The sequence below is a fragment of the uncultured Oceanisphaera sp. genome (assembly GCF_947495715.1).
Taxonomy (GTDB): Bacteria; Pseudomonadota; Gammaproteobacteria; order Enterobacterales; family Aeromonadaceae; genus Oceanimonas; species Oceanimonas sediminis.
In genome coordinates this window covers 113,822-137,673 of sequence record NZ_CANLZU010000009.1, presented here as the reverse complement: position 1 = coordinate 137,673, position 23,852 = coordinate 113,822, and the positions used below count along the sequence as shown (strand labels likewise).

15 protein-coding genes are annotated in these 23,852 nt (G+C 59.1%); 8 read left to right on the top strand and 7 right to left on the bottom strand.

What is annotated here, in order from left to right; all coding sequences use genetic code 11:
* Nucleotides 1-210 precede the first annotated feature (210 nt).
* The gene (locus Q0753_RS07565; protein ID WP_298719109.1) at nt 211-1,380 is read right to left on the bottom strand and encodes an FAD-dependent monooxygenase; all 1,170 of its coding nucleotides are present in this window, start codon (nt 1,378-1,380) and stop codon (nt 211-213) included.
* 183 nt (nt 1,381-1,563) lie between these two features.
* On the opposite strand from Q0753_RS07565, the gene miaB reads away from it, so the two are divergent.
* From miaB to lnt, 5 genes are all read left to right on the top strand, one after another.
* Nucleotides 1,564-2,994 (top strand): tRNA (N6-isopentenyl adenosine(37)-C2)-methylthiotransferase MiaB, encoded by a 1,431-nt coding sequence (gene miaB, locus Q0753_RS07560; RefSeq protein WP_298719107.1) that lies wholly within the window; start codon nt 1,564-1,566, stop codon nt 2,992-2,994.
* An 87-nt stretch (nt 2,995-3,081) separates the two neighbouring features.
* Nucleotides 3,082-4,113: a PhoH family protein gene (locus Q0753_RS07555; protein WP_298719105.1), complete on the top strand. Its 1,032-nt coding sequence runs from the start codon at nt 3,082-3,084 to the stop codon at nt 4,111-4,113.
* A complete protein-coding gene (gene ybeY, locus Q0753_RS07550) occupies nt 4,110-4,574 on the top strand; it encodes an rRNA maturation RNase YbeY (RefSeq protein WP_298719104.1) in 465 nt (154 codons plus the stop codon). The genes Q0753_RS07555 and ybeY overlap by 4 nt, the downstream gene beginning before the upstream one ends.
* A gap of 9 nt (nt 4,575-4,583) precedes the next feature.
* Nucleotides 4,584-5,465 carry a CNNM family magnesium/cobalt transport protein CorC gene (gene corC / locus Q0753_RS07545; protein ID WP_298719102.1) on the top strand — a complete coding sequence of 294 codons (882 nt, stop codon included), beginning with the start codon at nt 4,584-4,586 and terminating at the stop codon, nt 5,463-5,465.
* A 2-nt stretch (nt 5,466-5,467) separates the two neighbouring features.
* On the top strand, nt 5,468-7,018 hold the full coding sequence (gene lnt / locus Q0753_RS07540) for an apolipoprotein N-acyltransferase (protein ID WP_298719100.1): 1,551 nt from the start codon (nt 5,468-5,470) through the stop codon (nt 7,016-7,018).
* A gap of 560 nt (nt 7,019-7,578) precedes the next feature.
* On the opposite strand, the gene Q0753_RS07535 is transcribed toward lnt, so the two are convergent.
* The 6 genes from Q0753_RS07535 to Q0753_RS07510 form a co-directional block, all read right to left on the bottom strand.
* A complete protein-coding gene (locus Q0753_RS07535) occupies nt 7,579-9,696 on the bottom strand; it encodes a biotin/lipoyl-binding protein (protein WP_298719098.1) in 2,118 nt (705 codons plus the stop codon).
* Nucleotides 9,697-9,700: 4 nt separating this feature from the next.
* Nucleotides 9,701-11,044, bottom strand: coding sequence for an efflux RND transporter periplasmic adaptor subunit (locus Q0753_RS07530; protein ID WP_298719096.1), 1,344 nt, complete (start codon nt 11,042-11,044; stop codon nt 9,701-9,703).
* A gap of 9 nt (nt 11,045-11,053) precedes the next feature.
* Nucleotides 11,054-16,150 (bottom strand): VCBS domain-containing protein, encoded by a 5,097-nt coding sequence (locus tag Q0753_RS07525; RefSeq protein ID WP_298719094.1) that lies wholly within the window; start codon nt 16,148-16,150, stop codon nt 11,054-11,056.
* A 61-nt stretch (nt 16,151-16,211) separates the two neighbouring features.
* Nucleotides 16,212-16,949: an efflux RND transporter periplasmic adaptor subunit gene (locus Q0753_RS07520; RefSeq protein WP_298719091.1), complete on the bottom strand. Its 738-nt coding sequence runs from the start codon at nt 16,947-16,949 to the stop codon at nt 16,212-16,214.
* A complete protein-coding gene (locus tag Q0753_RS07515) occupies nt 16,949-18,541 on the bottom strand; it encodes a TolC family protein (RefSeq protein WP_298719089.1) in 1,593 nt (530 codons plus the stop codon). Before Q0753_RS07515 ends, Q0753_RS07520 begins: the two co-directional genes overlap by 1 nt.
* Nucleotides 18,542-18,921: 380 nt before the next feature.
* Nucleotides 18,922-19,407, bottom strand: coding sequence for a hypothetical protein (locus Q0753_RS07510; RefSeq protein WP_298719087.1), 486 nt, complete (start codon nt 19,405-19,407; stop codon nt 18,922-18,924).
* A 122-nt stretch (nt 19,408-19,529) separates the two neighbouring features.
* On the opposite strand from Q0753_RS07510, the gene leuS reads away from it, so the two are divergent.
* From leuS to holA, 3 genes are all read left to right on the top strand, one after another.
* Nucleotides 19,530-22,109 (top strand): leucine--tRNA ligase, encoded by a 2,580-nt coding sequence (gene leuS, locus Q0753_RS07505; protein ID WP_298719085.1) that lies wholly within the window; start codon nt 19,530-19,532, stop codon nt 22,107-22,109.
* A gap of 234 nt (nt 22,110-22,343) precedes the next feature.
* A complete protein-coding gene (gene lptE, locus Q0753_RS07500; RefSeq protein ID WP_298719083.1) occupies nt 22,344-22,829 on the top strand; it encodes an LPS assembly lipoprotein LptE in 486 nt (161 codons plus the stop codon).
* Nucleotides 22,829-23,851, top strand: coding sequence for a DNA polymerase III subunit delta (holA, locus tag Q0753_RS07495; RefSeq protein WP_298719081.1), 1,023 nt, complete (start codon nt 22,829-22,831; stop codon nt 23,849-23,851). Before lptE ends, holA begins: the two co-directional genes overlap by 1 nt.
* The last annotated feature ends 1 nt before the right edge of the window (nt 23,852 follow it).

The window sequence follows — 23,852 nt, the reverse complement described above, 5'->3', positions numbered from 1 at the left end:
TATCGCCAAGCGGTAAGGCAGCGGGTTTTGATCTCGCCATTCCCAGGTTCGAATCCTGGTACCCCAGCCATTTTAAATAGCAAAAAACCAGCCTCGAGCTGGTTTTTTGCTTTCCGGAATTGGGAAAAATGGTGAGGGGTAAAGTGTGAGGAGTGAGGGGAAGAGACAGACAAACTGCCTCACCATTTCCCCCTCACCCCTCACCTGCCTTTAAAGCCCCATGGCGTACTTCATCACCCGGGTTTTCAGCGGGCCGCTGTGCTCGGCAGCTTTCAACCCCAGGTTACGCAGCAGCTTGAGCGGAAACAGATCGTTGCTGAAGGTGTGATAACACAGATCCATCGCCGACTGCATCAGCAGGTTGTCGGGCCGGCGCCGACGCTGATAACGCTGCAAGCGCTCGGCGGCGGCGATGTCCAGACCTGCCTCCACGCCCTGATGAATCAGCTCGCTCAGCGCCGCCACATCCTTGAAGCCCAGGTTGACCCCCTGCCCCGCCAGCGGGTTGATGGTGTGGGCCGCATCGCCCAGCAACACCACCGCACCTTTCACATAGTCATTGGCATGGCGACGGCGCAGCGGGAAACTGCCCTTGTTCAGCACGGTGAAATTGCCCAGCCGGGCCGGAAAGTGAGCGGCAATCTGTTTTGCCAGCGCCTCGTTATCCAGTGCCGCCAGCTCCTTGATGCGCGCCTTTTGGTCATACCACACCAGAGAGCCCTGCCGCAGGCCCATCGGCAGAAAAGCCCGCGGGCCACTGGGGAAAAACTGCTGCCAGGTGGTGTCCGGCTCCAGCCCGTCACCTTCGATGCCGATCAGCATGCAGTGCTGGGCGTAATCCCAGGCGGTGACGCCAATACCGGCCAGCTGACGAGTACGAGACTCGGCGCCGTCGCAGGCCAGCACCAGGCGCGCCTGCAGTTGTTGCCCTCCTTCCAGGCTCAGCTCGGCACCATTCTCGTTCTGTGTCAGGCCAATCAGCCCGTTCGGGCAGTCGAGCACCACCTTGTGCCACTGGGCCAGCGCCTGCCACAGGCCAAGCTGAATAATCCGGTTTTCGACCATGTACCCCAGGTATTCACAGTCCAGCTCGTGCGCCTCGAAACGGGTGCTGAACCCCTGCCATTCACAGGCTTCCAGCCGCTGATACGGCCAGGCACGCATGGCGACGATAGTTTCCCAGGCACCGGCCTGCTGCAGCAGTCGCACCGAGGTGGCACTGATGGCGGACACTCGCAAATCCGGCGCTTGCTCGGGAGAAAAGGCGTCCGGCGTTCTGGCTTCGATCACTCGAATGCTCAGCCCGGTCGGTGCCAGCAGGGCCGCAGCCAATGCCCCGACCATGCCGCCGCCGATGATGGCGATATCACAATGTTCCATATGTTAACCTCGTGCTAACCTCGCGATTTTTCAACCATTCTACCGCAAAAAGTACGGTGTTTCGGCGAGAATCTATCCATATTGCCACCAGGCAGCGGCTGGATATTATCTGGTCACTGCCGGCAGAAAAGAGTAGAATCCCCGGTCCTGAAACATGACCCTTGCCGCAATCCAAAGAGAGCCATGAGTAAAAAACTTCATATCAAAACCTGGGGCTGTCAGATGAACGAATACGATTCATCCAAGATGGCCGATCTGCTGGACGCCACTCACGGCTACGAGCTCACCGACGACGCCGAGCAAGCCGATGTACTGCTGCTCAACACCTGCTCCATTCGCGAAAAGGCGCAGGAAAAGGTGTTTCATCAGCTGGGACGCTGGCGCCCGCTGAAAGTCGCCAATCCCAAGCTGGTGATCGGTGTCGGTGGTTGCGTCGCCTCCCAGGAAGGTGACGCCATTCGCGCCCGGGCTCCCTTTGTCGACATCGTGTTCGGCCCCCAGACCCTGCACCGGCTGCCGGCGATGATCAAATCCGTGCTCGAAGGCAACGGCGCCCAGGTAGACGTGGCCTTTCCGGAAATCGAAAAATTCGACAGCATGCCCGAGCCTCGCGCCGAGGGCGCTACCGCCTTCGTGTCCATCATGGAAGGCTGCTCCAAATACTGTTCTTTCTGCGTGGTGCCCTACACCCGCGGTGAAGAAGTCAGCCGGCCGATGGACGATGTGCTCTATGAAATCGCCCAGCTTGCCGATCAGGGCGTGCGCGAGGTCAACCTGCTGGGCCAGAACGTCAATGCCTACCGGGGCGAGACCCATGACGGCGATATCTGCAGCTTTGCCGAGCTGCTGCGCCTGGTGGCCGCCATCGACGGCATCGACCGCGTGCGCTACACCACCAGCCATCCCATCGAGTTCACCGACGATATCATCGAAGTGTACAAGGATACGCCCGAGCTGGTCAGCTTCCTGCATCTGCCGGTACAGAGCGGCTCCGACCGCATCCTGACCCTGATGAAGCGCCCGCATACCGCACTGGAATACAAGTCCAAGATCCGCAAGCTGCGGCTGGCGCGTCCCGACATCACCATCAGCTCCGACTTCATCATCGGTTTCCCCGGTGAAGACGCCGACGATTTCGAAAAGACCATGAAGCTGATTGAAGATATCGGCTTCGACATGAGCTTCAGCTTTATCTTCAGCGCGCGCCCCGGTACCCCGGCCGCCGATCTGCCGGACGATGTGCCGCTGGACGAGAAAAAAGCGCGACTCTATCGCCTGCAAACGGTCATCAACAATCAGGCTCAGTTGATCAGCCGGCAGATGCTGGGCTCAACCCAGCGTATTCTGGTCGAAGGCCCGTCCAAGCTGGATCCGATGGAGCTGCGCGGCCGTACCGAGAACAACCGCGTGGTCAACTTCACCGGCCCCCATACCCTGATCGGCGGCTTCGCCGACGTGGAAATCACCGAGGTGATGCCCCACAGCCTGCGCGGCACCTTCCTGCGTGGCGAGAATGAAATGGGGCTGCGAGTACAGGTATCGCCCAAGAGCATTCTGGCGCGCCGCCCGGATGGCGTGGCCGACGACGTCGGTGTAGCCACCTTTACACCCTAAAAAGCAGGGACTCGGGATTGGGGAATAGGGACTCGATACCCTTATCCCTACTCCCGGATCCCCAATCCCCGATATTTAGGAGTTACCTTGACAGCAAAAGTCACCACCCTGGAACTTGAACTGCAGCCGGCCGATGCTCCGCGTCTGGCCAGCCTGTGCGGGCCCTTCGACGACAACATCAAACAGCTGGAACGCCGCCTGGGAGTGGAAATCAACTACCACAACCAGCACTTTACGCTGGTGGGGCCGGCCAATCTGGTCAAGGTCGGCGGTGAGCTGCTCACGCAACTGTATGTCGATACCCAGTCGGTGCGCGGCCAGGCGGTACCCGATATCACCCCCGACCAGGTACATCTGGCCATCAAGGGAAGCCGGGTACTCGAGCAAAATGCCGAGCCAGATGAAGGCTACCAGTACGGCAAGGAAGTGGTGATCAAGACCAAGCGGGGCCTGATCAAGCCTCGCACCCCCAACCAGGCCCATTACGTGGCGCATATTCTCAGCCACGACATCACCTTCGGCATAGGCCCGGCCGGTACCGGCAAGACCTATCTGGCGGTAGCGGCAGCGGTGGATGCGCTGGAGCGTCAGGAAGTGCGCCGTATTCTGCTGACCCGTCCGGCAGTGGAAGCGGGCGAGAAGCTCGGTTTTCTGCCCGGCGATCTGAGCCAGAAAGTCGATCCCTATCTGCGCCCGCTGTACGATGCCCTGTTCGAAATGCTGGGTTTTGAGCGCGTAGAAAAGCTGATCGAGCGCAACGTGATCGAAGTGGCACCGCTGGCCTATATGCGCGGCCGTACCCTGAACGACGCCTTTATCATTCTCGATGAAAGCCAGAACACCACGGTCGAGCAGATGAAGATGTTCCTGACCCGTATCGGTTTCAACTCCCGGGCGGTGATCACCGGCGACATCACCCAGATCGATCTGCCGCGCAACGCCAAATCCGGCCTGCGCCATGCGATTGAAGTGCTGACCGGCGTCGATGGTCTTTCATTTGACTTCTTTCGCGCCGAAGACGTGGTGCGCCATCCGGTCGTCGCTCGTATCGTGCGTGCCTATGAAGCCTTCGAGGATCAGCACAAGCGTGAACAGCACCCGGACGAGCAAACATCATGAGCCTGTATCTGGATCTGCAAATCGCCTGTGATGAAGCACCGGGGCTGCCGAATGAGCAGCAACTGGAACGCTGGCTCACCGCCGCACTGGCCGGAGAGCGCGAAGAAACCGAAATCACGGTGCGGCTGGTCGACGAAGCCGAGAGTCAGGAGCTTAACCGGGATTACCGCGGCAAGGACAAGTCCACCAATGTGCTGTCCTTTCCGTTTGAAGCGCCTCCCGGCATCGAACTGCCGCTGCTGGGCGATTTGGTGATCTGCCGCCAGGTGGTGGAGCGGGAAGCGGCCGAGCAGCACAAGCCGTTGCAGGATCATTGGGCACACATGGTGATACACGGCTGCTTGCATTTGCTTGGTTTCGACCATATTAAGGATGATGAAGCCGAAATCATGGAAGCCAGAGAAATAACCATGCTGGCAGAATTCGGTATTGCCAACCCCTATCAAGACGATGAAGGTTAAACAAGGTCAATGAGCGACGATAATTCGAACTCAGAAAACGGTTCGTCCACCAAGAAAAACTGGTTTGAGAAGCTGGGCCAGCTTTTTCAGGGCGAACCGAAGAATCGTGAAGAACTGGTTGAAGTGATCATGGAAGCGACGCAGCGCGAGCTGATCGACCAGGACACCAAGGACATGATTGAAGGGGTACTGGAGGTCAGCGAGCTGCGGGTACGGGACATCATGATCCCCCGCTCGCAGATGGTGACGGTAGAAAAGTCCCAGCCCGTTTCTTCTTTCCTGCCGATGATCATCGAGTCTACCCACTCCCGTTTTCCGGTGGTCAACGAAGACAAGGATCACATAGAGGGCATACTGCTGGCCAAGGATCTGCTGCAGTACGGCTTTGCCCTCACCGACGAAGCATTCTCCATCGACAAGGTGCTGCGCCCCGCCGTGGTGGTCCCCGAAAGCAAACGCCTCGACAAGCTGCTCAAGGAGTTTCGCCAGCAACGCTACCACATGGCCATTGTGGTCGACGAGTTCGGCGGCGTTTCCGGCCTGGTCACCATCGAAGACATTCTTGAGCTGATCGTCGGCGACATCGAAGACGAATACGATGCCGAAGAAAGCGCCGAAATTCGTCAGATCACGTCGCGGGTCTATGCGGTGGCGGCGCTGACCGATATCGAAGATTTCAACGAGTTCTTCCATACCGACTTCAGCGACGAAGAAGCCGACACCGTCGGTGGCATGGTGATGCACGCTTTCGGTCATCTGCCCGCCAAGGGCGAACAGCTCGAGCTCAACGGCTTCGTGTTCAAGGTGGCCCACGCCGACCGTCGACGTTTGCTGCAGTTACAGGTTAAGATACCGAGCAATCAGGAAACCTCCACATCGGAAGCCATATAAACGTGCGCCATTATCTACCTGCTCTCGGGGCCCTGCTTAGCGGGGCCCTCGGCGTTTTAGCCTTCAGCCCCTTCGACTACTGGCCTCTGGCGCTGGTGTCGCTGTGCGGTCTTTATGCCGTTACCCAGAACCTGGGCCCCGTGACCGCCGCCAAACGCGGTTTTATCTGGGCCATGGGTCTGTATCTGCCCGGTCTGTGGTGGATTCATAACAGCATGACCCTTTTCGGCGGCATTCCCCTGCCGGTCGCCTTTGTGCTGGTCGCCCTGCTGGCCGCCTATCTCAGCCTCTATACCGCCGCCGCCGTCTGGCTGGCACAACGGCTGGTGCCTTCGCCCCGCTGGCGTGCCCTGCTGGTACTGCCGGCGCTGCTGGTGCTGGCCGACTGGCTGCGCGGCTGGGTGCTGACCGGTTTTCCCTGGCTGTGGTTCGGTTACAGCCAGCTGGAAGGCCCGCTGGCCGGCCTCGCCCCCGTCATGGGCGTGCAGGGCATCAGCTGGTTGCTGAGCTTTTCGGCGGCGGCCTTGTGGTTGCTGCTGCGCCATCGTCCCACCTGGTGGCCGGGTCTCACCGCCTTGCTGTTGTGGGGCATCGCCTTCGGCGCCGGCTTCGTGCAGTGGGTGACCCCGACCCAGAGCAGTCGCTTCGCCCTGGTGCAGGGTAATATAGAACAGTCACTGAAGTGGATTCCGGGGCAGCTGGAGCTGAGTCTGGAGCGTTATATCGGCCTGACCCTGCCCGAGCGGAATGCGGAGGTAGTGATCTGGCCCGAGTCGGCGCTGCCCGCATCGGAACAACGGCTGGCGCCCTGGCTTGCGCAGGTGGATCAGCTGATGCGCGAACGCGGTCAAAGCCTGATCACCGGCACCGTGTCCCGCCCCGATACCGACGAGGTGTATAACGCCGTTATCACCCTGGGCCGCAACGCCATTCCCTACCAGCCCGAGCACAGTAATCGCTATTACAAGCAGCAGTTGGTGCCAATCGGCGAATTCGTGCCTTTCGGCAGCCTGCTGCGGCCACTGGCCCCCTTCTTCAACCTGCCGATGTCGTCGTTTTCTCGCGGTGAGGCCGGCCAGCCGGATCTCAACGCCGGTGACCGTCACCTCAGTGTGGCCATCTGTTATGAAGTGGCCTTTCCCGGATTGGTACGGAACAACATGAAGCCCGACACCGATTACCTGCTGACCCTGTCCAACGACACCTGGTTCGGTCAGTCCATCGGCCCCTGGCAGCATCAGCAGATTGCCCGCATGCGCGCCCTGGAGCTGGGCCGACCGCTGATCCGCGCCACCAACAACGGCGTGACCCTGGTGACCGATGAAAAAGGCCGCATTACCGACAGCCTGCCCCAGTTTGAAGCCGGTGTGCTGCGTACCGAGGTGACCGGCATGGCCGGGCTCACGCCCTATGCCCGCTTCGGCAGCACCCCCTTGGTGGTCTGGCTGTTAGTCAGCGCGACACTGGCGACAACCCTGAGCCGGCGGCAATACCGCTGGCGCCAGCAAAAACAAGCTGCGAAAGAAAACCTGCGGGTGAAGGCGAGAAGCTGAAGCAGATGAACGAGAGAGGGGAAAGGCGATGATTCGGCTTTCCCCTCTTTTTTTATTCTGGTCATACCAATCTAAATAAAAATATGATCAATTTTAAAGCCCGGAACGAGAGGCAACAGAGTCATCTCCCACGACACGCCACTGGCAAATGACACTCACAGTTGCAGCCTACTGCGAACATCCACTGGATGTTCGGTCAGGCTGCAACCGTTCGTCACGGCGAGGCAAGCTCGCCCCCTGGGGGCTCGGGAATGCCGTCTGACCGCCAGGGATGGCGGGAATGCCGGAACGGCAGGAGCATTTTCCGGCCTTGGCATTTCACGGTCGTGGGAGCCGATCTCTGCTGCCTCTCCTTGAACACCGAGTGGTCTGCAGACGGCGCCAACAGGCGACTCTGTAGCATCAAGGAGGACGAAGGGATCTGCTCCACCGACCATCACATGACAAGGATGTGATGTGCTGAGCGTCACAAGGATGTGCTCGAGCGGGTCGGCGGAGCGGGCCCTTTGTCCGGGATTGGTATGACCATCAAAAAGATCTAATGTTTAATGCGATGAGTATTAGAAACCACTTTCGCGGATCAGAATCGCCAGCACCCTGCGTAACTGATACCACAACCAGCTGCGCGACTCACCCTCGACCCTGACCACACCGGGCAAGCGGGCATCGGTGTCGCCGAGCGAGCTGATATCATCCAGTATCATCGATACCCGATAGTGTCCCTCTTCCGGCACCAGGCGATCATCGGTGACGCGTCGCACCGCAATGGGGCCGCCATATTCCGAGCTCAACTCACCATAAGGCAGAGCAAAGACGGCACCAATATCCACATCACTAACCTGCACCGGCAAAGCGGCCATCCCCGGCCGGTCGGCAATAAAGACGCCCAGGCTCCCCGGCCCGATCAGGTCGAGATATTGCTCCCCGATATATCCTTCTACATCGAACCGGGTCGGCTCAACCACCGACAACAACGGCATCTCGGTACCCACCCATACGCCGGGGTGCAATGATTCAACTTGCGTAATCCTGCCGGTAAAAGGAGCACGCAGTTGCAGCCGCTCTTGCCGAACCAGCAGCCCGGCTTTTCGTTCCAATAGGCGCCGATATTGCTGCTCGGTAATGGCGCGAACGGCCTTTTCCTGTACCGAGCTGCCGCTGCGATCCAGCAACAATCGAGCCAGCTGCAGCTCTTCTTCCACCTGTTGCAGCTCGAAGTTCAACGGCTCCGACTCCAGCCGCACCAGCAACTGACCGGCTTCAACCGCATCACCCTGTTTTACCGCCACCTCCATGATGACGGCCGGCTCGGATACAAACAGGCTCTGTTCGGACTTGGCCTTCAGTACCGCCGGTACCGACACTCCCACATGCAGGGGCAAGACGCTCAGCATCAGCAACCCCGTCGCCAGTATCCAGAACAGCAGACGGCCGGTGCCCATGCTGCATTCACTTCGGCGCTTCCACCACACGTTCACCTCCCTCCAGATTGGCAACACAATGAACCAGCATATTTCTACCGCAAACAACAGTATCCCCAGCACCTTGAAGAACAGGTGATAGACCAGCAGGGCGATGCCCAGAAACAGAAAGAAGCGATACAGCCAGGTAGCCCAGGCATAGGCCACCATCAACCGGGCTCTGCCCCGGGGTTGCGGCTCCGGTAGAGGATCCTTCAATCCCAGCAGCAAATAGCGCAGCCGCCAGCGGCCGAAGGCGAAGGCCCGCTGCTGCAGGTTTTCTATCCCCAGCCAGTCGGAAAAGGCGTAGTAGCCATCGAAGCGCAAAAAAGGACTGATATTCACCAGTACCGAGGTGACCCAGCTGGTGGTGGCCACAAAGAAGGCGGCACTGCGCAAGGGGCCATCGGGTAACAGATTCCACAAAAAGGTCGCCAGCAGGGCCAGATACAGTTCGGTGCGCACCCCGGCGGTCACAATGCGCAACCGGGCGGCTCGGGATCTGAGCCGCCAGGCATCGGTGGTATCGGTATAGAGCACCGGAAACATCACCAGCAGCGCCACTCCCATGGACGCAACCCGACAGCCCTGCCGCTTGGCGGCAAAGGCATGACCCAACTCGTGGGCGCTTTTCACCACCACCAGGGTCAGCCCATAGAAAACCAGCCCCTCCAGACTGAAAAAATGCAGAAAGGTAGACCAGAAATGGTCCCACTGGCGCACCACCAGCACCAATCCAAGCCCACCGAGTGACAGCAGCAGATAATGGGTGACCGGTGCAAACAACCAGTTCAGGCGGGGCGTCCAGCGGTTCAGCCAGGGATCCGGGCGAAACAGCGGGATACGGATAAACAGATAGTGATGGATCAGCCAACGCCAGAATCCCAGCAGCTGATCGGAATACTGCTGATGAACCCGGGCCGAGGCCTCGGCCGAGCGAGCCTCGTTAAGATTATTCGACACCACAAAGTCGATAAAGGCCGCCAATTCTTCGGGGCCATAATCATGGCCACGGGTTTTCAGCTCCAGCAGGAATCCTTCCGCCGAGGCGCCCGCCTGCCAGTGGCGGATCAGATAAAGCGCCTCGGCCGACAAGGCAAAATACTTGTTACGCACCGCATCAAACAACAGCCAGCGCGGGGCACCGTCTTCATCGGGGGCGCCGGGTAACAGCCGCAGGTTCTGGCGCAAGGGCGGTAATACAACACCGGTTGTCATGGTACTACCAACCCAGCCATTGACGGGCACTGGTTATCGGCCGGCGGAACAGATAAAAGAACAGACTCACCCGGTTACCGTAGACTTTGGCCGTACCGCGGGTGCCTATTCTCGGCAGCCGGGTGTCGGACTTCTGTCCGTCGAGCCGGGCAATCAGGCGATACGCCATCAGATCATCGGGGGTGCGTTGCGGCTCGTAGCTTGCGTGCTGGAGATGTGCCGACCAGGCAGACAGAGGATCATTATCAAAGAACACTCTGACCTCGGCCCCCTGCTGCAAGGCAATCGAGTCCTTTACCGCCAGCATGATTTCAAGCTCTACCGCCTTGGGATCGGCCAGCAGCATGATGCGCTCGCCGATGTTCACCGGCCGACCTTTCCATTCGTTGGGGTCACCCAGTACCGCAATGCCGGCCCCTGGCGCGGTCAGCGTGGTTTTGGCCAACCGGGAGTCGGCATAATGCAGCTCGGCCTGGCGCAATCTTACCCGCGATTCAAGCTCGGCCAGGCGTGCTTTCTGGGAGGGGTCCATAAAACCGCTTTGCTGCACGGTTTTCAGCTCGGCCCGGGCCACCAGCAACGCCTGCTGGGCTATCTCGTACTCATTGGCCAGTTCGGTATCTTCAAACTGCACCAAAGGTTCACCCTGCCGGACACCCTGATTAGGCATGATCTCCAGTTGTTTGACGGCGCCATTGAGCGGGGCGCTGATCACCAGCGGATCCCGGGCAACCACTTCAACCGGAGCCAGGGTACTGAGCCGTACCGGCGCCCACATTACGGCCAGCAGCAGCATCGCCGGCACCAGCCAGGTTTTTCGCTGGCGCATACGCTGCAGAACGTTTTTGAACGGCAGCCGACGCTGCAGCGCAAACAAGGCATGCCCCATGGTATCGGACAGATGCTCCATGACGCCTCGCTCCTGTTCGGTCCAGGGTTCGGAACGAAACAGCAGCAAGACACCGAGTATGTGTCCCTCTTCGACCACCGCTGGCAGCGGTACCCACAGCAGCTGCTCCGGAGCCATGTCCTGCCAGTCATGGCGCAACACATCCGGTACCAGGCCGACATCAAACGCCGACAACTGCCGGGCGTCCTGGCGTTGCGACAGATGCCCGGCAAGACGTTCAGTCCAGGCAACAAACGGTGAGGTGTAGTCCACCGTCGGAATGTCCGACGCCGCCATCACCTGCAGCTGGCGCAAATCTTCTCCCAGAATCAGCACGCTCTGGGTATAGGGCACACAATGATGGGTTTGATTGACGATGGTATAAAACAGCTGCGCAAGGCTGCTCGCCTTGCGCAATTGTTGTTCCAGCCCCAATAAAGCTGCAACCTGTTGGTTCACATCAACTCCTTAAACCGTGGTCAGCATATTCAACAGCCGGTTGCCATAAGCTTCCATCGTATCCACTTCGGTGGCCAGCTGCTCGGACAACGGCACAAAACCGGTATTCGGTAACGCTGTCGATGTTTGCTCCGACTCGCCCGCCGCTTTATCACGCAGCAAGGCTTCAATGTCCAGCTTGATCTCCAGAATACGCACCTGACCATCGCTACCCACCGCCTGGATCCTGAGTGTCAGATCTTTTACCTGTCCGGGTGAATTCACGGTGACATTGCCGGTGTTCGGATCAATCGTGACCCAGTTAGGCAGAACCGAGCCGTCGGCCAGGGAGCCACTGTAGCTCTGGCCCTGCTCGGCTTTACTGTCGGCAATAGAAATGGACAACTGATCCCTTGATGTGGGGACAATGCTGGACACGCTCATGGCGATGGTATCAAAGGCCTGCCGCTGTACCTCGCTGAAGACCACCTCGCCATTATCATTCACACTGACATCAACCGATGCCCTGACCGTGGTATTACCATCTGTGCCGATCGTCTGCACCACCAGGACACCGGTTTCCGATAACAAGACGGTGTCTGTTGGTGTTTTGGGCGTGACAAAGCCGACGCCGGCACTATTGTCCTGGCTCCCATCCTTGTTGACCAGCCCCTGCGGCAGAGACGACAACTCGTTGGTCACCGACGTATTATCCCTCTGGAAAGGCGGCACATCGTTATTGCTTACCGGCTTGACGACCGGCGTGTCTTTGGGCGGCGCCAGCACCTCCAGCAGGTATTCACGGGACACTTGAGCGCCGGCCTGATCTACCGCTGTCAGTGTCACCGCAAACTTTCCGGCTTCGGTCGGCTTGCCGGTAATGAGCCCGGTCTCCGGGTTATAACTCAGCCCCTTGGGCAAACCCTTGATAACAAAATCAAGATCCTCGCCGTTCGCTGCACTGTCCATATCGGTAAAGAGCACTGAAATATCACGCTGGTAGTCTTTACCAAAGTTCCATTGCTCATCGATGTTGGTGGTCAGCGCCACCGGGGCATCGTTGCTGCCCTCAATGGTGATGGTCAGGGTCGCGGTGTCGGTAGCGCCGGCCGCATCGGTCACGGTATAGCTGAAGGTCTCGCTCAGGGTCTGACCGCTGAGACGCAGGGCCTGTACCGCCGCATTATTCTCGTCGATGACGTAGCTGTAGCTGCCGTCTTCATTCAGCGTCAGGCTGCCGTACTGGCCATTCAGTACGCTACCCACCGTGCCGCTGGTGTCACCGAACTCAACAGTAGTCACCGCCTTGGTTTCGCCATTGGCCACACTGTCTACGTCGCTGTCATTGCTCAGCACATTGCCGCTGGCATTACTGCCCGCGGTGCCATTGGTCACGCCACCCGCTTCCACCGCAATCGCCGTGTCGTTGGTCGCCACCGGGGCATCGTTGCTGCCCTCAATGGTGATGGTCAGGGTCGCGGTGTCGGTAGCGCCGGCCGCATCGGTCACGGTATAGCTGAAGCTCTCGTTCAGGGTCTGACCGCTGAGACGCAGGGCCTGTACCGCCGCATTATTCTCGTCGATGACGTAGCTGTAGCTGCCGTCTTCATTCAGCGTCAGGCTGCCGTACTGGCCATTCAGTACGCTACCCACCGTGCCGCTGGTGTCACCGAACTCAACAGTAGTCACCGCCTTGGTTTCACCATTGGCCACGCTGTCCACGTCGCTGTCGTTGCTCAGCACATTGCCGGTCGCATCACTGCCCACGCTACCGTTGGCCACGCCACCCGCTTCTACCGCCGTGGCGGTGTCATTGCTCGCCACCGGGGCATCATTACTGCCCTCGATGGTGATGGTCAGCGTGGCGCTGTCGGTAGCGCCGGCCGCATCGGTGACGGTATAGCTGAAGGTCTCGCTCAGGGGCTGACCGCTGAGACGCAGGGCCTGTACCGCCGCATTGTTCTCGTCGATGACGTAGCTGTAGCTGCCGTCTTCATTCAGCGTCAGGCTGCCGTACTGGCCATTCAGTACGCTACCCACCGTGCCGCTGGTGTCACCGAACTCAACAGTAGTCACCGCCTTGGTTTCGCCATTGGCCACACTGTCTACGTCGCTGTCATTGCTCAGCACATTGCCGCTGGCATTACTGCCCGCGGTGCCATTGGTCACGCCACCCGCTTCCACCGCAATCGCCGTGTCGTTGCTCGCCACCGGGGCATCGTTGCTGCCCTCAATGGTGATGGTCAGGGTCGCGGTGTCGGTAGCGCCGGCCGCATCGGTCACGGTATAGCTGAAGGTCTCGCTCAGGGTCTGACCGCTGAGACGCAGGGCCTGTACCGCCGCATTATTCTCGTCGATGACGTAGCTGTAGCTGCCGTCTTCATTCAGCGTCAGGCTGCCGTACTGGCCATTCAGTACGCTACCCACCGTGCCGCTGGTGTCACCGAACTCAACAGTAGTCACCGCCTTGGTTTCGCCATTGGCCACACTGTCTACGTCGCTGTCATTGCTCAGCACATTGCCGCTGGCATTACTGCCCGCGGTGCCATTGGTCACGCCACCCGCTTCCACCGCAATCGCCGTGTCGTTGCTCGCCACCGGGGCATCGTTGCTGCCCTCAATGGTGATGGTCAGCGTCGCGGTGTCGGTGGCGCCGGCCGCATCGGTCACGGTATAGCTGAAGCTCTCGCTCAGGGTCTGACCGCTGAGACGCAGGGCCTGCACCGCCGCATTATTCTCATCGATGACATAGCTGTAGCTGCCGTCTTCATTCAGCGTCAGGCTGCCGTACTGGCCATTCAGTACGCTACCCACCGTGCCGCTGGTGTCACCGAACTCAACAGTAGTCACCGCCTTGGTTTCACCATTGGCCACGCTGTCCACGTCGCTGTCGTTGCTCAGCACATTGCCGGTCGCATCGGTGCCGGTGCTGCCGTTGGCCACGCCACCCGCTTCCACCGCCGTGGCGGTGTCATTGGTCGCCACCGGGGCGTCGTTGCGGCCCTCAATGGTGATGGTCAGCGTCGCGGTGTCGGTGGCGCCGGCCGCATCGGTCACGGTATAGCTGAAGCTCTCGCTCAGGGTCTGACCGCTGAGACGCAGGGCCTGCACCGCCGCATTATTCTCATCGATGACATAGCTGTAGCTGCCGTCTTCATTCAGCGTCAGGCTGCCGTAGCTTCCAGCCAGAGACTGGCCAACGACGCCCGCACTACCGGTGCCGGCTTCGGTGCCCGTACGAATAGCACTAACAACTTTGCTGTCACCGCTGTCTACATCGCTATCGTTGGTCAGTACATTGCCGGTCGCATTACTGCCGACGCTGCCGTTGGCTACGCCGCCAGACTCCGTGGCTGTCTCGGCGTCATCTCCTGCGTTCGGCGCGTCGTTGGCAGGGGCAATATTTATCTGAGCTTCGGCGGTACTGGACCACGAACTTCCATCCCATCCTTTCCAGTCAAAACTGTCGGTGCCATGGTAATTATCATCAGCGATATAGGTCAGGTTGGCGTAATCAGCGGCACTAACCTCCGAGTTAATAACAACGTCCACACCATTGAATTTCAATACACCATTGGTAGGTAAAGTTGTTATCTGGATTTTGTCTGCGGTCTGGCCGGACACCTGAAAGGTATCTTCCGCAAAGGTAAAAGCCTGATCTTCGACCGCCTCAACTGATACAGCACCGGCATCTGACACACCACCATTCCTCAGCGAGAACTCCCACAAGCCTACGGTGCCGGTATTACCAGCACGGGTATCGAGATCCGCCAGCGCCGAAAAACCCGAACCGTTCAGTGGGATTTCGTAATAATCAACGCCCGCAGTACCATCACTTGTACCAGTATTCCAGCCGGCCTGCACATTATGGCCATCCAATGTGGCGGCATGTTCGTAACGAAGTGAAAAGTCCATATCTCCACTGCCAGCGGCTCCTGCCGCTTCCAGTACTATCTGGCCGGCAATCTTGGAACTACTGCCATACCCATATTCCCCTACATCATCCCAGGTGATGATAATACGCTGGTTAACGGTATCTATATCCCAATAAACCAGGTTGCTGCCTGTAGAGGTGCCGCCATCGGCACTGGCGCCCATAGAGGCATAACGAGTATCAAGGTCTGTCCAGTAAAGCGCAATGGCTGGCTTTCCATCCACACCGTTGATAAGACCGCCAGGAGTAAAGCTGGTTGTAGAACTGCCGAAGTTCAATACTCCATTGTTATTGATATAGATATTCGTGTAGTAGTTATCACCAAAACGAACACCTTGACTGCCAAATACGCCGGTAATATCGATGGCACTGGTTGCTGCGTCGTCATTTCGAGAGTGAGCGTTTTCGCCAAAGCCAGCATCCCCACCAAGACCGTTGATGAGATTGGTCGTTGACAAACGCTCATCAAATGCCGCCTGAGCTTCTTGCCCGATGGCAACCGTACTTTCTATCTGTCCAACTTCGACCTCCAGCTCCCAGTCAGCTCCCTGGTTGGCATGACCCGTATCGTCATCCGATGCTGCAATGTCGGCGCCTGTCAGTCGGGAGAGTTCATTCAGAAAGGATTGTCCCGCAGTTTCACTGCCCACATCGCAACCGTAAAGAAGGATATCGGCGTCGGCAGCAAGGGAGTTACCTATGGACTCAAATTGAGGAGCAAAGTCATTGATGTTCCCACTATTGAACGTATCGGTACCCAAGATCAGCTCACCAAGTCGTCCATGAGAGAAGATATGTAAGGTATCAATTTCCGTTTGTTCTGCCATAAAGGCTGCCAACTGATCCAGGCCGCTTTGCCCACCATCAATCAACATGATCTCTACACCGGGTGCCAGGCCATCAATCAGCGTCTGATAGTCGGCTACCTGAGTATCGACAACGGCGACTTCACGCCGGGGAGCCGGAGACTCTGATGCTGCCGTCGGCGCCAGCGCCAGGTCGCCATCGCTGAAATGCACGGCCTGATCCGGGGCGGGCTGATGCACAGGGTCCTGCTGAAAAGCTACATCGGTGGTCATGTCGACGGCGGTCGCCACGGCGGCACCATCCAGCAGAATGCGGGATTCGAGGGCGGTGATCAGCGGCTTGCGACGAAATTTGGGTAATGTTTTGGGGGTATCTTGCTTGTTCATGGCATCTGTCCCTGGTCGGCTCAGGGCGCCATACAAGACACCCGGCAAAAATATAATGAGGTTACTGGGTGCTATCGGTAGTGAAGTAGGCGGTGGCGCTCATTCCCGGCATCAAGGCGGCAGACGGTGCCAGCTCTGCACGCAACAGCAGGGTCTGGCTAACCGGGTCGATGGCCGGACTGATGGCGGCAATGGTCGCCTCCACTCTGGCGCCGGTTTCATCTATCTGCAGCGTCAACGGCATGGCTGGCTGCAACCAGCTCAGCCAAGTGGCAGGCACCACCACTTCGGCCTCAAGCCGCTGGTCGGCGACAATTTCGATCAGCTCCTGTTGCTGGCGAATGTTTTCATGCTGGTTGACCAGCACCGTCACCACCTTGCCGTTGTAGGGAGCCTTGATTCGGCAGCGCCGGGTGTTGATGCGGGCGATACGCAATTCGGCCTGGGTCTGGGCGTATTCCGACTGGGCCAGCGCCACGTCCAGGCTGCCGATCGAGCGCAGCTCGTTCAACTGTCGGGCGTTATCCAGCTTGACCCTGGCGGCGGTATGCTCTGCCGCTACCTTGCCGGCCTGCGCTTCATACAGGGCACAGTCGAGCCCGACCAGCAGTTCCCCCTTGTTGAAGCTTTCTCCCGGCCGTTTCGGCAGGCTGGTGATCCGGGCCGCCAGCTCGCCGGACAGCACCGCCCTGTCCCAGGCGCTGATCACCGCCCGGGCCTTGTGCTCCTCGGCCTGAATAGGCGAGGCCGAAAAAAGCAGGGCCGCCAGCAGCAGGCCCTTGTTCGAGAATGGTGTCATCAACTCATGTCACCCGTGCTTTCAGACGCTGCGCTGTTGGTCGGTACCGGCTCATTGTCGGCATTCGCAGACGGCACCATCGCCGCCGCGTCGCTAAACTCACCACGCTGCCACCGTGCAAAACGCTCGCCGATGGTGTCCGCCAGTGCATCCACGCTGCTGGCGGCATAATCTTCCGGCAACAAATCCATGCCCATGGTCACAAAGACCCGGCCGTAGCTGTTTTGCAGATCCGCATAGGCCACGTCGCGCCGCAGCTCGGCCAGCAGGGTATTGAGCGACTCACGGATCAAGTCCAGTTCAGAGGTCCGTTTCATGCGGGCAGCATTAACGGTTTGCTCATTGATGCGGCTGGCCACGTTCAGATAACGATCAGCCAGATCAAACGACTTACGTGACTCGTTATAGCGGATTCTGGACAGATGCACCTGGGTCAGCACCGCCATGGATGACGCCAGGCGCTGCTCTTCGGCAAGCGCCTCACGGGTCTTGGCCAGGCGGCGCTCAGCGCCCACCTTGAACACGTCGAACAGGTTCCAGCTGACCTGGGCACCCAGGGTGGTCCAGTTCTGATTGAGCAGATAATCACTGTCGTCCTGGTAAACGCCCGCATTGAGGCTGATACCCGGCAGCATTTTCAGAATGGCGGCGCGGGTGTCGGCGGCTGAAATACGCTGCTGGTAATAGGTTTCCACCAGCTCGGGCCGCTGGTTCAGTGCCAGCTCTTCCATGGTCGCCAGCTCTACCGTCAGCTCGGGGACACTGAAGTCGGGCTCGTTTACATCCGCCAGTTCGAATACCGTGCCGGGCTTCAGCCCCATCAGCCCGGCCAGCTCGGTTCTGGCATTGGACAAATCCTGCTTCAACGACTGCAGCGAACGCAGCACATCGAGCAGTTCACGCTGATAATACAGCGCTTCCATCGGTGAGCGCAGTTGCAGCAATTCAACCTGACGCGAGTCGTCAAGCGCGGCGGAGGCCTGCTCAATCAAGGGACCGATTTTTTGCAGCAAACGCTCGGCCGACACCGCCCGCCAGTAGGCACCGCGCACATCCTGGGTGATGTTATGGGTGACCTTGCGCTCCCGCTCCCTGGCAATCAGATAACGATCCGCATGCTGCTTGGCTCGCACGTAAGACAGGCCAAAATCGAGCACATTCCAGCTCAGGGCCAGATCGTAGGTGGAACGCTGTTTATCCTGGGAAATGGAATAAGAAGGATTGGGTCCAAGGGGCTCGGGGTGTCCGTCCTGAAAACCAACGCTGGCGGAGGCGGCAAAGTTGCTGCGCTCGGAATAACCGGCCGAGGCGGCGAGACTGGGCAGCATTTCATGCTGAACCAGATCGATCTGGCCCTGCTCCATCGCCGATTCCAGCGCCTTCAGTTTTTTATCCCGGTTGTTGCGCACCGCGCGGGCAATGGCATCTTCCAGCCCGATACTATCCAGCACCTGATCTTGCTCCTGTGCGAGCAGCGTCATGTCTGCCTGCACCGTTGCGCTGACGTTATCGGGAGAAATCGCTTCTGGAGTGACGGCACAGCCAGTGATGGCCAACACCATTGATGAGGCAAGCAAGGTCTTCTTGAACATATATTAATCTCTTAACTTTCTGAGGGAGCCAGTATCCGTTTGGCTATGTTCACTGAACAGTGACGTTAACCGGAGATAGTAAATACAGGATGAATTTAAAAGGAATCAGGAGGATGAGGCAGGAGTGATCTATTCGATATCGACCGGGCAGGGTAGCCCATCCCTGTAAGGCTGTAGTATGGATCACAAGTAAAACCCGCTTTATCGTCCATGAATAACCGCAGATAATTTATGTGTAAAATAATTTCGGATGCTAGCAGCGTTAGGTAAGAGTATCAAATGAAAACCTTTGATTTTCAGTCAACGTCATTAAAGTATCATGAATCGGCGCCGAACGGCCCCAAAAGAGGCCGTATTGGATACATCAATATAATCGCATACTACGGCATGAGCGGCCGGCGTATAAAGGTCTCGTGGTTGCACTCCAGACAGCTGGTCAGTACCTCCGGGTGGGTCACTTCGTGGGTGTGGGCGCACAGGGTGCAATCGTAGAGACCCGGCCCTACCACCTCACCGGCCCGGTATTCGCCGTGATGCTCCAGCTCAGAGGCCAGCTCCCGCCACTCCAGCTGGCTCTTGTCGGTCACATCGGCCAGCCAGCCCCACACGGTTTCCTTGATGCGGCGATAGAAAAGGCTGTCACGAAATTCGTCCCCGCTGTCTTCCATTTCCGCCAGATCCCGCTTCACATACTGGGCAATCAGCGCCAGCTCGTCCTTGGTCAGATCGCCGGCGGCTTCCATGTAAGCCTGGGTGGTTTCTACCATGTCCCTGATGCTGGTGTTTTCGGACTGCTGCCACTGACGATGCAGCTCCTCGACGAAGGCGTCGTAGCCTTTCTTGTGTTTTTGCTCTTTATTATCCATGTTCCCCCCTTGGATGCGCGGTACCAGGAGGAGCGGCTATTGTTGCCCTCCCCCCCCTGGGGTATTCTATGGCGATTTATCGCCGTGGTTTATCACCCATTTCACAGATCCGGATGTCACTAATGCAAGAGCAATACATTCCCCAGAACATTGAGCCCGCAGTGCAACGCTTGTGGGCCGAGCAGCAGACCTTCAAGGCCACCGAACAGCCGGGCAAAGACAAGTTCTACTGCCTATCCATGTTTCCCTATCCTTCCGGTCGACTGCACATGGGGCATGTACGTAACTACACCATAGGTGACGTTATCTCTCGCTACCAACGGCTGCAAGGCAAAAACGTGCTACAGCCCATCGGCTGGGATGCCTTTGGCCTGCCCGCCGAGAACGCCGCCATCAACAACAAGACGGCACCGGCGCCCTGGACCTACGAAAACATCGACTACATGAAGAACCAGCTCAAGCGGCTGGGCTTCGGTTACGACTGGGATCGGGAACTGGCCACCTGCACTCCCGAATATTACCGCTGGGAACAGTGGTTCTTCACCAAGCTGTATGAAAAAGGCCTGGTCTACAAGAAGACCTCGTCCGTCAACTGGTGCCCGCACGATGAAACCGTGCTGGCCAACGAGCAGGTCAACGACGGCTGCTGCTGGCGTTGTGACACCCCGGTGGAGCAGAAAGAAATTCCCCAGTGGTTCATCAAGATCACCGAATACGCCGACGAATTGCTCAAGGACATCGACAACCTGGACGAGTGGCCCGAGCAGGTCAAGACCATGCAGCGCAACTGGATTGGCCGCAGCGAAGGCGTCACCCTGAGCTTTGCGGTTGCCGAGCAGGACCAGTCCTTCGAGGTCTATACCACTCGCCCCGACACCCTGTTTGGCGTGACCTATGTCGGCATTGCCGCCGGTCATGCGCTGGCCACCCAGGCTGCAGAGAACAATCCGGCCCTGGCCGCCTTCATCGAAGAATGCAAACACCACAAGGTGGCCGAGGCCGAAATGGCCACCATGGAGAAGAAGGGCATGGCCACCGGTTTGTACGCGGTTCACCCGCTGACCGGCAAGCAGGTGCCGATCTGGGTCGCCAACTTCGTGCTGATGGATTACGGCTCCGGTGCCGTGATGGCGGTGCCCGCCCACGATCAACGTGACTTCGAGTTTGCCACCCAGTACGGCCTGGATATCACCCCGGTGATCAAGCCCGCCGACGGCGACGAGCCGGACCTCGGTGAGGCCGCCTATATCGACAAAGGCGTGCTGTTCAACTCCGGCGAGTTTGACGGTCTCGACTTCGATCAGGCCTTCAATGCCATCGCCGATACCCTGATTGCCAAAAATCTGGGCCGTCGCACCGTCAACTTCCGTCTGCGTGACTGGGGCGTGAGCCGCCAGCGTTACTGGGGCGCGCCCATTCCGATGCTGAACCTGGAAGACGGCTCGGTCGTCGGCGTACCGGAAGCGGACTTGCCGGTGATACTGCCGGAAGACGTAGTGATGGACGGCATTCAGAGCCCGATCAAGGCCGACCCCGAATGGGCCAAGACCAGCTATAACGGCCAGCCGGCACGGCGCGAAACCGATACCTTCGACACCTTCATGGAGTCGTCCTGGTATTACGCCCGCTACTGCAGCCCGGAGTACGATCAGGGCATGCTGGATGTGGAAAAGGCCAACTACTGGCTGCCGGTGGATCAGTACATCGGCGGCATAGAGCACGCCTGTATGCACCTGCTGTACGCCCGCTTCTTCCACAAGCTGCTGCGCGACACCGGCCTGGTCGAGTCCGATGAACCGTTCAAGCGCCTGCTGTGTCAGGGCATGGTACTGGCCGACGCCTTCTACCATACCGATGAAAAAGGCGCCCGCACCTGGGTCAGCCCGCTGGATGTCACCATGGAGCGGGACGAAAAGGGCCGGATCAAGCGCGCGCTGGATAAAGACGGTCGCGAGCTGGTGCACACCGGCATGACCAAGATGTCCAAGTCCAAGAACAACGGCATCGATCCGCAGGTGATGGTCGACAAGTACGGCGCCGATACCGTGCGCCTGTTCATGATGTTCGCCTCCCCGGCCGACATGACCCTGGAATGGTCCGACTCCGGCGTCGAGGGTGCCCTCCGCTTCCTCAAGCGCCTGTGGAAACTGGTGTTTGAACACCAGGCTCTGGGTGAGGTTGCCGCGCTGGATGTGGCCGCATTGAGCAACGAGCAGAAGGCCCTGCGCCGTGACGTGCACAAGACCATCGCCAAGGTGAGCGACGACGTGGGTCGCCGCCAGACCTTCAACACCGCCATCGCCGCCATCATGGAGCTGATGAACAAGCTGGCCAAGGTCGATATGACCGACGCCCAGAACCGCGCCCTGCTGCAGGAAGCACTGGAAGCGGTCACCATCATGCTGCACCCCATAGTGCCGCACACCTGTTTCGAACTGTGGCAGGCCCTGGGCCAGAGCGATATCGATCACGCCCAGTGGCCGGTGGCCGATGCCGATGCCCTGGTAGAAGACGAGAAACTGGTGGTGGTGCAGGTCAACGGCAAGGTCCGTGGCAAGATTACCGTGGCCGCCGATGCCAGCCGGGAAGCGGTAGAAGCCGCCGGCCAGGCCGACGACAACGTGGCTCGTCACCTGGACGGCAAGACGGTACGCAAGGTGATCTACGTGCCCGGCAAGCTGCTGAACATCGTCGCGAACTGAGAAATGTGAGGGGTGAGGAGTCAGGCGTGAGGGGGTTATACCTCGCGCCTCACACTTCGCCCCTCACCATCTGTCGTAGGGTCGACTTCAATCGACCAATGACCGTGACTCGCGGTCTGACGCGGTCGAATGAATTCGACCCTACCAAGAAACGCGAAGAGTAAGGGATAAGGAGTGAGGAGTCCCCCTCACCCCTCACGCTTTACCCCTCTCGGTTAATTTTAAGGAGTTTTCATGCTCACTCGAATCAAGGCAGGGCTACTGATACTGCTGACGCTGCTGCTGACCGGTTGCGGCTTTCAGCTCAGGGGCGGCGACAACCTGGCGCCCGAGCTGCAGCGGCTGGCGCTGGTCGGCGACGACAAGACCCAGTTTTATCGACTGGTGGCGGCCCGGCTGCAACGCGCCGGTGCGCAACTGGTCGAGCCCGACGCACTGACGCCGGTGCTGACTATTTCGGGCCTGGGGCAGGGCAACAGCGTGGCCTCGGTCAACTCGCGGGCCGATGCGCTCGAATACGCCACCCGCTTCAACACCCGCTTTACTCTGGATATGCCCGACGAGCCGCGCCAGGTGTTCAATGTCACCTTCAACCGCAGCTTCCTCGATAAATCCGAGCAGGCGCTGGCCTCCGGCCGGGAGCAGCAGCAACTGCGCGAGCAGATGGAATTCGAGGCGGCCGCGCAAATCGTGCGCCAGCTCAATCGCCTGTCGTTCTGATGCGTCTTTACCCGGAACAGCTGCCGCAACATCTGCAGGCCGGGCTGGCCCCCTGCTATTTCATTTACGGTGACGAGCCGCTGCTGAAGCAGGAAGCGCTGGACACCCTGCGCCAGGCCGCCCGTGCTCTGGGGTTTGACGAGCGTCACCGCTTCGATGCCGACGAGGGCCTGGACTGGGACGACATTTTCGATGCCAGTCAGTCGATGAGCCTGTTCAGTCAGCGCCAGATCATCGAGCTGCACCTGCCGGACAAGCTCGACAAGACCGGCTCGGATCGGTTGCGCGAACTGCTCAAACAATGTCACCCGGATTTATTGCTGCTCGTTACCGGCCCCCGGCTCAATCAGCAACAACAGAAGAGCGCCTGGTTCAAGGCGCTGACGACGGCGGGCCCCCAGGTGCCGGTTATTACCCCGGATGCCCGGCATTTTCCCCGCTGGCTGAGCCAACGCCTGCACCAGCATGGCATGAGCGCCGAACCCGAGGCCCTGCGCTGGCTGGCCTATGCCTTCGAGGGCAACCTGCTGGCGGTAGCCGGAGAAATCGAAAAACTGGCCCTGCAAAATCTGCCGCAACCGCTGACACTGGCGCTGTTGCAGCAGCAGGTACAGCCCCATCATCAGTTCAACCCCTTTCAGCTGTTCGACCCCCTGCTGCAGGGCAAGGTCAAACGGGCCTGTCGCATCCTGCTGCAACTGCGCCAGGAAGGAATAGAAGCCGGCATGCTGTGCCATTTGCTGGCCCGGGAGCTGAGCACCCTGCAGCAACTGCAGCTGGGGTTGCAGGGCGGGCAGTCGTTTCATCAGCTGGCCGGCACCCTGCATGTCTGGTCCAGTCGCCAACCGATGATGCAGGCGGCCCTCGGCCGACTGCCGCTGCCCAAGCTGCAGCAGTTGCAGTCCATGCTCGCCGCCGCCGACCGGGCCGTGGCCGTATTCGATGACGACGAGGCCTGGCGCTGGCTGTACAGCCTGTGTGTCGGCTTTCTCGATGCGCAACCGCTAACAATCACCCCGTGAG

Coding starts and splice junctions, on each gene's coding strand:
- Q0753_RS07565 (WP_298719109.1), bottom strand. CDS start 1,380: ATGGAACATTGTGATATCGCCATCATCGGCGGCGGCATGGTCGGGGCA.
- miaB (WP_298719107.1), top strand. CDS start 1,564: ATGAGTAAAAAACTTCATATCAAAACCTGGGGCTGTCAGATGAACGAA.
- ybeY (WP_298719104.1), top strand. CDS start 4,110: ATGAGCCTGTATCTGGATCTGCAAATCGCCTGTGATGAAGCACCGGGG.
- corC (WP_298719102.1), top strand. CDS start 4,584: ATGAGCGACGATAATTCGAACTCAGAAAACGGTTCGTCCACCAAGAAA.
- Q0753_RS07535 (WP_298719098.1), bottom strand. CDS start 9,696: ATGACAACCGGTGTTGTATTACCGCCCTTGCGCCAGAACCTGCGGCTG.
- Q0753_RS07525 (WP_298719094.1), bottom strand. CDS start 16,150: ATGAACAAGCAAGATACCCCCAAAACATTACCCAAATTTCGTCGCAAG.
- Q0753_RS07520 (WP_298719091.1), bottom strand. CDS start 16,949: ATGACACCATTCTCGAACAAGGGCCTGCTGCTGGCGGCCCTGCTTTTT.
- Q0753_RS07515 (WP_298719089.1), bottom strand. CDS start 18,541: ATGTTCAAGAAGACCTTGCTTGCCTCATCAATGGTGTTGGCCATCACT.
- Q0753_RS07510 (WP_298719087.1), bottom strand. CDS start 19,407: ATGGATAATAAAGAGCAAAAACACAAGAAAGGCTACGACGCCTTCGTC.
- leuS (WP_298719085.1), top strand. CDS start 19,530: ATGCAAGAGCAATACATTCCCCAGAACATTGAGCCCGCAGTGCAACGC.
- lptE (WP_298719083.1), top strand. CDS start 22,344: ATGCTCACTCGAATCAAGGCAGGGCTACTGATACTGCTGACGCTGCTG.
- holA (WP_298719081.1), top strand. CDS start 22,829: ATGCGTCTTTACCCGGAACAGCTGCCGCAACATCTGCAGGCCGGGCTG.